The organism is Streptomyces sp. ISL-11, assembly GCF_018614525.1.
Taxonomy (GTDB): domain Bacteria; phylum Actinomycetota; class Actinomycetes; order Streptomycetales; family Streptomycetaceae; genus Streptomyces.
Genome location: NZ_JAGGOL010000209.1, coordinates 18,479 through 28,265 on the forward strand (window position 1 = coordinate 18,479; position 9,787 = coordinate 28,265).

Sequence of the window (9,787 nt, forward strand, 5' to 3'; positions counted from 1 at the left end):
GTTCTCCGTGCTCACCGAACGTATCCGGGCTCCGTGGGCCACGCCCCGCGGGTCGCCCCGGAGGGCAGCGGCCGCGGCGCCGCCTCACCTGTCACCGGTACGGAAAGGCGCGCCGGCCGGACGATCATCACGGGGGACGCGAGGCGGCGAGCCGGTGCGCGATCTAGGGTGGCGGCATGTCACGGCCTCGACGCATCGTTCTCATCCGACACGGGGAGTCGGTGGGCAATGTCGACGACACGGTCTACGAACGGGAGCCCGATCATGCCCTGAGCCTGACGGAGACCGGTCGCGCGCAGGCCCGCGACGCCGGTGCCCGCCTGCGGAAGATGTTCGGCGACGAGCGGGTGTCGGCCTACGTGTCCCCGTACCGCCGCACCCACCAGACCTTCCACGAGCTGGGTCTCGACCCGAGCCGGGTGCGGGTCCGCGAGGAGCCGAGGCTGCGCGAGCAGGACTGGGGCAACTGGCAGGACCCGGCCGACGTGCGCAAGCAGAAGGCGTACCGGGACGCCTACGGGCACTTTTTCTACCGCTTCGCGCAGGGGGAGTCCGGCGCCGACGTCTACGACCGGGTCGGAGCCTTCCTGGAGAGCCTCTGGCGCAGTTTCGAGGACCCGGGCCACCCGCCGAACGTCCTGCTGGTCACCCACGGGCTGACCATGCGCCTGTTCTGCATGCGATGGCTGCACTGGACCGTCGCCGAGTTCGAATCTTTGTCGAACCCCGGGAACGGGGAGAGCCGGGCCCTGCTCCTGGGCCCCGACGGGCGGTATCACCTGGACCGGCCGTTCGAGCGCTGGTACACCCCTGAACCGTACGGCTTCACCGGTTAGAGTTCGCTGCGATGACCGCTGACCGATTCCACCGAGCCCTGGGGAGCCTGCGCGGGCTGGCCCTGGGTGACGCCCTCGGCTCCCAGTTCTTCGTCCCCGCCAATTATCCGTCCCTCAAGCGCCGCGAGCTGCCGCCCGCCCCCTGGCAGTGGACCGACGACACCGAGATGGCCTGCTCCGTGCTGGCCGTCCTCGCCGAGCACGGCCGCATCGACCAGGACGCCCTCGCGCGCTCCTTCGCCGAGCACCACGACTTCGACCGCGGATACGGCCCGGCGGTCAACCGGATGCTGCGCCTGATCAGGGAGGGCGGGGACTGGCGGGAGCTGGCCGCGGCCCTGTTCCAGGGGCAGGGGTCCTGGGGCAACGGCGCGGCCATGCGCATCGCCCCCCTCGGCGCCTGGTACGCCGACGACCCGGAGCAGGCGACGCACCAGGCCGAGATCTCCGCCTACACCACCCACCAGCACCGCGAGGCGGTCGCCGGGGCGATGGCCGTGGCGGCCGCCGCCGCCATCGCCGCCGGCCCCACGGGCTCCGCCGGCCCGGAGGCGCTGCTGGACGGAGTGATCGCGCTCGTACCGCGCAGCGCCGTACAGGCGGGCCTGCGGCGCGCCCGCGACATGCTCGACTACGCGGACGCGAACACCGTCGCCGCCGTCCTCGGCTGCGGCCGCCGCACCAGCGCGCACGACACCGTGCCGTTCGCCCTGTGGGCCGCTGCCCGCAACCTCGACTCCTTCGAGACCGCGTTCTGGACGACGGCCCAGGCGGGCGGTGACGTGGACACCACGTCCGCCATCGCCGGGGGAGTGGTCGCCGCGGCGGAACGAGGCGCTCCGCCCGCGGACTGGCTGGCACGCACCGAGGCCCTTCCGGCCTGGTTGCCCACCCCCGGGAACTGACCGGACGAAAAGGAGAGGGGGCGGGGCTACTCGGGCCGCGAGCGGGGGCGTACGCTTGCTGGCGCCATGCCGTACGAACCGCCTACCCACACCGTCGAGCGCTCCCTGCGCGCCACGACCGGAGCCAAGGTCGTCGCCGGAGTCGACGAGGTCGGCCGAGGGGCCTGGGCCGGACCGGTCACCGTGTGCGCCGCCGTCACCGGCCTGCGCCGCCCGCCGGAGGGCCTCACCGACTCCAAGCTCCTGACCCCCAAGCGGCGCACCGCGCTCGCCGAGCGGCTGGAGGTCTGGGTCACCGCCCACGCCCTCGGCCACTCCTCCCCACAGGAGATCGACGAGCTGGGTATGACGGCGGCGCTGCGGCTGGCCGCGACCCGTGCCCTGGAGGCACTGCCCGTCCGGCCCGACGTCGTGATCCTCGACGGCAAGCACGACTACCTCGGGGATCCCTGGCAGGTCCGTACGGTCATCAAGGGCGACCAGTCATGTGTGGTCGTCGCCGCCGCCTCGGTGATCGCCAAGGTGCGGCGCGACGCCATGATGGCCGAACTGGGCACGGGCTACGCCGACTTCGGATTCTGCGACAACGCGGGATATCCCTCGCCGGTGCACCGCACGGCCCTGGAGGCGCTGGGCCCCACCCCGCACCACCGAATGTCCTGGTCCTATCTGGACTCGCTGCCCAGGTGGCAGCACCTCAAGCGGGCCCGCAGCGCCCCCGAAGCACTCGCTCTGGAGGCCGGTGGCCAGCTCGGTTTCGAATTCTGAGTGGCCCGAACCGCCACCCGCCGACGCGACTCGCACCGGCGTTTGATAAACATCAACTCATGCCTCTCATCCCCGAGGAGCCTCAGATTCACGAGAGTGTCCCGGGTCCCCGCGCAGTTCCGGCCCCCGGCCGCAGCGCGCCGACCCCCCGTCCTGTCCCCGGTCCCCGTCCGGCCCCGATACGGCCCGGCAGCCCCGGTGCCCGCAGCGGCCCGGTCCCGGTTCCGCCCCAGCGCACTCCGCGGGCCACGATCGCGGATGCCCCGGCCCCCGCGGCCGGCCCGCAGGTGCAGCTGATCCCGGCCTCCGCCCAAGGAGCGCTGGACGCCGCGGACGAAGCCGTCGACCTGCTGCTCGACGCCGGCCGCGAGCCCGGCGAGATCCTGGTGCTCACCACCGGCGACCCGCACCCGTGGGCGGCCCATGAGCTGTCCTTCGGCGAGGCGCCGTACTGGGCGCAGCACGACGCCCGCGACGACGTCTTCTACGCGGCCGCCGACGCGGACCGTGCCGGAGCCCGTCCCGTCGTGGTCGTCGCCGTCAACGGCGGTACCGACACCGCCGTGACCGGCGCGCTGCCCGGTGCGCTGGCCCGCGCCGGTGCGCTGCTGATCGTCTGCGGTGACCCGCAGCGGGTCAACGCCCTTCTGCCGGCAGGCGTCTGAGACCGGACCCCGTGGTCGCCCGCCCTCCCGGGGGCGGCGACCGCGGGGTCCGTGCTCGTCGTGGCCCACCCGGCCGGCACCTCAGCGTGCCGCGGTGCGGCGGTGCGCCTCGGGCGCGCCGCCACCCGACGTCACGAGCGATGCCGGACGCGCGGGCAATCGTGGCCGGCGCCCGCTGCGTCCCTCGCCCAGGATCCGCCAGCCGCTTCCGGTCAGCGTGATGTACGCGCCGCAGCGCAGCCCGTGCAGGGTGCACGCGTCGCGCAGGCCCCACATCCACGCGCCGTCCTCCTCGGTCCAACGGCCCTCGCCCTCGCGGCAGTAGAGCAGCACCGCGGTGCGGACCGGGGTGCGGCGGCGCAGGTCGTGAGGGATCACCTGGCGCAGCCGGTCCAGGAGCGCGTTGCGCAGTTCCCAGCCGTCGGCCGCCAGGCACCCGCGGGTGAACGAGGCGCTCGCCCTGAGCCGTTCGTCGGGGTCGAGGACGGCGACGACCGCCAGCGACGGCGACGGCGGATGGCGGGCGTGGAGGCCGGATATCACCTCCCGCGGATCGCGCAGTAAGGGAATCTCGGCGGCGGCCCACTCCGCGGGTTCGAGCAACCGGCCCACACGGGGCACCGAGTCGGTGGTCGGAGGCGGGGCGAAGCCGAAGGTCATGATCCTCCCTTCGTCTGCGTGCCCATGGGCAGCCGGCCGGCGGGCGCCAGGCAGGGACCGCCCACCACGACGGCAGGCCCGACGAGCCGTGAACGGCCGGCCGGACGGGGCGGGGGAGCTGCTCCGATTCTCCCCGCCGCACCGGCAGGCGGCAACGATCAATTGGCGCCACTCGCCACCACCTGGCCCCACGCGGCCGCCCACCCGGCCCCCGCCGGCACTTCCGGCTAGCCCTGTACCGCCAGCACCAGCGGGAGCACCTCATCGGCCCCGGCCCGCCGCAGCAGCCTCGCGGCCACGGCAAGGGTCCAGCCCGTATCGGCGAGGTCGTCCACGAGGAGGACCGGGCCGCTCGCCGAGGCCAGCGCCTCGGCGAGAGCGGGCGGCACAATCAACGCCCCGTCCAGGGCGCGCAGTCGCTGCGCGCTGTTGGTGCGCGGTACCCGGGTGTCCGTGTGCTCGTCGCGGTAGGCGACGGTGCCGAGCAGCGGCATGCGGCCGATGGTGGCGATGCGCTCGCCCAGGGACTGGATCAACCGCGGCCGGGTGCGCGAGGCGATGGTGACCACGCCCACCGGCCGGGCGAGCGCGGCCGGGTCCCCGGAGGCCCAACCGCCCGGCCCCCGGGCCCAGTCGGCCAGCACGGTCACCACGGCGTCGGCCACATCGTCCGGAACAGGGGTGTCCGGTGCCTGCGGGGTGAGCAGCGGACGCAGCCGGTTGCCCCAGCCGATGTCGGAGAGCCGGCCGAGCGCCCGGCCGGCGGCGGCCTGCTCGCCCGCCGGGATGCGGCCCTTGAGCTCCACACCGACGGCGGCCATGCCGGTCGGCCACATCCGCCGCGGCTCGACCTCCACCCCCGGACGCCCCAGCTCGCCGCGCGACGCGTCCAGGGCCACGCCGGAGACCTCCGCGGTGAAGCGGGCATCGGCGCAATTGTCACAGCGGCCGCACGGAGCGGCCTGCTCGTCGTCCAGCTGCCGCCGCAGGAACTCCATCCGGCATTCCGTCGTGGCGGCGTAGTCGCGCATCGCCTGCTGCTCCGCCTCGCGCTGCCGCGCCACCCAGGCGTAGCGCTCGCCGTCGTACGCCCACGGCCGGCCGGTCGCGGTCCAGCCGCCGCGCACCCGGTGCACCGCGCCGTCCACGTCGAGGACCTTGAGCATGGTCTCCAGGCGCGAACGCCGCAGGTCGACCTGCGGTTCCAGGGCGGGCAGGGAGATCGGGCGGCCGGCGGCGGCCAGGACGTCCAGGGTGCGGCGCACCTGGTCCTCGGAGGGGAAGGCGAGGGACGCGAAGTACTTCCAGATCGCCTCGTCCTCGCGGCCCGGCAGCAGCAGCACCTCGGCGTGCTCCACTCCACGCCCGGCACGTCCGACCTGCTGGTAGTAGGCGATGGGGGAGGAGGGCGAGCCCAGGTGGACCACGAAGCCGAGATCGGGCTTGTCGAAGCCCATCCCCAGCGCCGAGGTGGCGACGAGCGCCTTGACGCGGTTGGCGAGCAGGTCGTCCTCGGCCTGCTGCCGGTCGGCGTTCTCCGTCTTGCCGGTGTAGGAGGCGACGGTGTGGCCGCGGCGGCGCAGGAAGGCCGTGACCTCTTCCGCGGCGGCGACGGTGAGGGTGTAGATGATGCCGGACCCGGGCAGCTCCGTGAGGTGGTCGGCGAGCCAGGCCAGCCGGTGGGCGGCGTCGGGAAGCGACAGCACGCTCAGACTCAGGCTCTCCCGGTCCAGCGGCCCCCGCAGGACCAGCGCCTCCGCCGCGCCCTCGCCCGTCCCCAGCTGTTCGGCGACATCGGAGGTCACGCGGGCGTTGGCCGTGGCGGTGGTCGCCAGCACCGGAACGCCGGGTGGCAGGTCGGCCAGCATGGTCCGCAGCCGGCGGTAGTCGGGCCGGAAGTCGTGGCCCCAGTCGGAGATGCAGTGGGCCTCGTCGACGACCAGCAGCCCGGTGGCGGCCGCGAGCTTGGGCAGCACCTGGTCGCGGAAGTCCGGATTGTTGAGCCGCTCGGGACTGACCAGGAGCACGTCGACGTCGCCCGAGGCGATCTCGGCCTGGACGGTGTCCCACTCCTCGGTGTTCGCGGAGTTGATCGTGCGCGCGCGGATCCCCGCCCGCGCGGCGGCGTCCACCTGGTTGCGCATCAGCGCCAGCAGCGGCGAGACGATCACCGTCGGGCCGCTGCCGCGCTCGCGCAGCAACGCGGTCGCGACGAAATAGACGGCTGACTTGCCCCAGCCCGTGCGCTGGACGACCAGGGCGCGGCGGCCGTGGGCGACCAGCGCCTCGATCGCGCGCCACTGATCCTCGCGCAGCCTCGCCGTGCCGGTGCTGTCTCCGACGAGGCGGGCCAGAACGGTGTCGGCCGAGGTGCGGAGGTCTTCGTTGGTCATGCCCCCATGCAACACGAGACCACTGACATCGCGCGAACGAGCTCGTCAGCCTGTGGAAAACCTGGGAAACCGAACCTGGGGAACCTGGAGCACGGACACCTGTCCACAGGATTAGTAGGACCATATGCAGGAGTTATCCACAGGGCTGGCGGACCTTGCGTGATCCACGGGACTCTCGGGCCATGACGAACCCCAACGACTCAGCCCGCCCCGCAGCCCCTTCCACCCCCGCGTCGGACCCGCACGCGGAACAGCAGGTCACGCTGTGCAGCCCGGCCGAACTCGCCGACGCCCTGCCCTATTTGATGGGATTCCAGCCGGACGACAGTTTGGTCATGGTGGCCCTGCACGGCGAGCGCGGCCGCTTCGGGGGCCGGCTCAGGCTCGGCATCCCCTCCGCCCGCGAGGAGTGGCCCGACGTCTGCGCCCAGCTCGCCGAGACGCTCGTGACCGGCAGCAACAAGCGCGGCGCCCGGCCCGACGGCGTCGTCCTCTTCCTGTGCCAGGACCCCGGCACGGGCGAGAGCGCCCAAGAGGTCATGGAGCGGCTGCGCCCCCTCGCCCAGAGCCTGCGCGTGGCGTGCGGAACGCTCGACATGCCCGTGTACGAGGCGCTGTGCATCTCCGACGGCCGCTTCTGGTCCTACTGCTGCCCCGACACCCGCTGCTGCCCGCCCGAAGGCACACCCATGGCCCTCCCCGGCACCTCCGTCATGGCCGCGGCCGCCACGTACGCCGGCATCGAGGTGCGGGGATCCCTCCGTCAGATGGAAGCCCGCTACGCGCCCCTGACCGGGGACCGGGCCGACGAGCAGGAGCGCGCGCTGGACGCCGCCTCCGTCGCACTCGTGCCCCGCATCCTCCGCGCCGGTGACTGCGAGGGCGTACGACAGGAGACGCTCGACCTCGCCCGCCGGATGGTGCGCCGGTTCGACGAGACCCCGCCCGTCCCCGGCCGGGCGGAGTCCGACGCGCGCGACGACGGCCTGATCGCTCCCGAGGAGGCCGCCACGGTCGTCATCGGGCTCCAGGACCGCACGACGCGCGACCGCGCCGCGGAATGGATGGAAGGCCCGCAGGCGCCGGCCGTCCTGCGGGTCTGGCGCGCCCTCGCCCGCCGCTGCGTGCCGCCGTACACCGAACACGCCGCCGCCCCCATCACGCTGGCGGGATGGGTCGCCTGGTCGGTCGGCGACCAGCCCGAGGCCCGGGTGGCGCTGAGCCGCGCCCTGGGCCTCGACCCCCAGTACCTCTTCGCCCAGCTCCTCCACCGGGCCTGCAACGAGGGCCTGGACCCCGAGCCGCTGCGGCACTGCCTGCGCCGGGAGCAGGCCGATCGCGCCCTGCGGGCGGCCGTGCGGGCCGAGGCGGCCCGGGCGGAGGCCGTCGACGCCGAAGCCGCCGAAGCCGAAGCCGCGGACCCCGAAACCGCCGACGCCGAAACCATCGAGGCGGCGGGCATGGCCCCGACGTCGGCGGCCCGCCGCCGCACCAGGCCCGGCGGGTCCGCGGCGACCACCGGACCCCGCGGGACCACCGGGCCGGCCGACAGGCCGCGTGTGCGGCGCAGGAGCGCGGCGCGGGAGCTGCGCAACCGGCAGGACCGCCCTCAGTGACCCGGCCCACGAGCGGGTGCCGGTCGGGCACCGTGACTTCGGTAGGCCCCGCACCGTTCATCCGGGTGGCCCGCAAACGTTGTCCGTCGTCCCGGTACGTGACACTCACAGGGGAGCGCAGACAAGTGCAAGGCATCGTCCCCCAGGGGCAGCCGACCCGCCGCCCACCGAGCCCGCAACAGCGGCCCGGTCCCGGCCGCGCGCCCGGCCCCCAGCCCGTGCACACGGCGCTGATCTGCGTCGCCCTGCCCTCCCTGGCCGTCTCCGGTGAGCACGGGCAGATGACCGGACAGGGCCTGGACGGGTTCTACCGGGGAGGGCGACGGCTCCTCGCGCGGTGCGTGGTGAGGGTCGGCGGCGCCGAGCCGCTCCCCGTGCAGGGCCGAATGGTCGCCGCCGACCGGGCGCGCTTCGTCGGCACCGTGCGGACCGCCGCCGACTCGGGGCCCGATCCGGCCGTCACCGTCGAACGGCTGCGCTCGGCCGAGGGCGTCGAGCGGATCGTCCTGCGCAGCACCGCCGCCCGCCCGCTGCGGCTGGGTGTGGAGGTGTCCCTGGGCACCGACCTCGCCGAGCTGGGCGCCGTCGCGGCAGGAGTTCCCGGCCCCGAGGTGCCCGCCGCGGTGCACGCCTGCGGGCTGCGGTGGACGGCTCACGGCGCACAGGCCGTGGTCACGGCCGACCCTCCGCCCGGCGACACCCTGGCGTCCGCGGGGCTGCTGTGCTGGGAGATCGACCTGCCGCCCGGAGGCACCCGCGGCATCGAGCTGAGGGTGCTGCCGGAACAGCACGGCAGGGCCAGACCGCCCGAGGCCACCGTCCCCCGCGCCCGCTGTGCCGCGCCGCTCTGGGGCGACGCCGAGGCCGACGGGGACGACCCCCGCGCGCACGCCCTCTTCGCGGCCGCCCTCGACGACCTCGGCTCCCTGCTGGTGCGCGATCCCGCGCAGTCCGGCGAGGCCCACCTGGCCGCCGGAGTGCCCTGGCGCTGCGGCCTCGCGCCGGCGGAGGCACTGTGGGCGGCCCGCATGACCCTGCCGCTCGGAGTGCGGCTCGCGGCCGCGACGCTGCGCACCCTGGCCCGTACGCAGCAGAGGGGAAAGGGACCGGACAGCGGGCGCATCCCCGGAGCGTTGCGCCATGCGGGAGCCCACCTGCCTCCGGGCTGCACCGGCATCGAGGCGACGCTCCTGTTCCCGGTGGTCCTGGCCGAGGCCCGGCGGTGGGGGCTGGCCGAGCGGGAGACGGAAGCACTGCTTCCGGCGGCCGAGCGGTGCCTGGAGTGGCTGCGCTCGGCCGTGGGGGACGACGGGTACCTGGCGGATCCCGTGCCCGGTGGCCCGTACCGCTGCGAGGTGCAGGCGCACGCCCACCGTGCGGCGCTGCTCGGGGCGGATCTGCTGGAGGCGTACGACCGTCCCGGAGCGGAGCGCTGGCGGGCCTGGGCGGCCGGTCTGCGGCGGCGCTTCCGGGAGGAGTTCTGGATCGAGGACCCGGGCGGCGGCCGCCCCGCAGCCGCCCGTACGCCCGAAGGGCACCGGATACCGCACCTGGGCTCCGCCGCCGCGCACCTGCTGGACACGGGGTTGCTCGCCGGCGGGTCGTACGCTCCCGGGCTGCTCGGCAAGGTGCGGACGGAACAGCTCGCCAGGCTGCTCGGCAGCCCGGCCCTCGACTCCGGCTGGGGACTGCGCAGCCTCGGGATCAAGGAACCCGGACACAATCCCTTCGGACACCGCAGCGGCGCCGTCCGGGTCCACGAGACGGCCGTGGCCGTGGCGGGGCTGGCGGCGGCCGGATTCGAGAAGGAGGCCGGCGCGCTGCTGCGGGGCGTCGTCGACGCCGCCGAGTCCTTCGGCCACCGGCTGCCGGAGATGTACGCGGGCGAGCAGCGCGCCACGGGCAGCGCGCCGCTGGCGCACCCGGCGGCCTGCCGGCCGGCGG

Annotated in this window: 8 protein-coding genes; 6 read left to right on the forward strand and 2 right to left on the reverse strand. The window is 74.7% G+C overall.

From position 1 onward, the window contains the following. The first annotated feature begins 176 nt into the window (after positions 1-176). The 4 genes from J7E86_RS30120 (at position 177) to J7E86_RS30135 (ending at position 3,174) form a co-directional block, all read left to right on the forward strand. On the forward strand, positions 177-836 hold the full coding sequence (locus J7E86_RS30120) for a histidine phosphatase family protein (RefSeq protein ID WP_215085990.1): 660 nt from the start codon (positions 177-179) through the stop codon (positions 834-836). An 11-nt stretch (positions 837-847) separates the two neighbouring features. After that, positions 848-1,741, forward strand: coding sequence for an ADP-ribosylglycohydrolase family protein (locus J7E86_RS30125; protein WP_215085991.1), 894 nt, complete (start codon positions 848-850; stop codon positions 1,739-1,741). Between the two features lie 66 nt (positions 1,742-1,807). Further along, the gene (locus J7E86_RS30130; protein ID WP_215085992.1) at positions 1,808-2,509 is read left to right on the forward strand and encodes a ribonuclease HII; all 702 of its coding nucleotides are present in this window, start codon (positions 1,808-1,810) and stop codon (positions 2,507-2,509) included. Between the two features lie 59 nt (positions 2,510-2,568). Beyond that, positions 2,569-3,174, forward strand: coding sequence for a hypothetical protein (locus tag J7E86_RS30135; protein ID WP_215085993.1), 606 nt, complete (start codon positions 2,569-2,571; stop codon positions 3,172-3,174). 81 nt (positions 3,175-3,255) lie between these two features. On the opposite strand, the gene J7E86_RS30140 is transcribed toward J7E86_RS30135, so the two are convergent. After that, entirely contained in the window at positions 3,256-3,834 is a 579-nt protein-coding gene (locus tag J7E86_RS30140) for a hypothetical protein (protein ID WP_215085994.1), read from the reverse strand. A gap of 227 nt (positions 3,835-4,061) precedes the next feature. After that, complete coding sequence (locus J7E86_RS30145; protein WP_215085995.1) at positions 4,062-6,227, reverse strand: RecQ family ATP-dependent DNA helicase; 2,166 nt, start codon at positions 6,225-6,227, stop codon at positions 4,062-4,064. Positions 6,228-6,409: 182 nt separating this feature from the next. Here J7E86_RS30145 and J7E86_RS30150 point away from each other — a divergent pair, with 182 nt between their 5' ends. Both J7E86_RS30150 and J7E86_RS30155 read left to right on the forward strand, forming a co-directional pair. Continuing rightward, positions 6,410-7,843, forward strand: coding sequence for a DUF4192 domain-containing protein (locus J7E86_RS30150; RefSeq protein ID WP_215085996.1), 1,434 nt, complete (start codon positions 6,410-6,412; stop codon positions 7,841-7,843). A gap of 281 nt (positions 7,844-8,124) precedes the next feature. Then, positions 8,125-9,787, forward strand: a 1,663-nt coding sequence (locus tag J7E86_RS30155; protein WP_251019895.1) for a glycogen debranching N-terminal domain-containing protein, incomplete at its 3' end; no start/stop codon positions are given.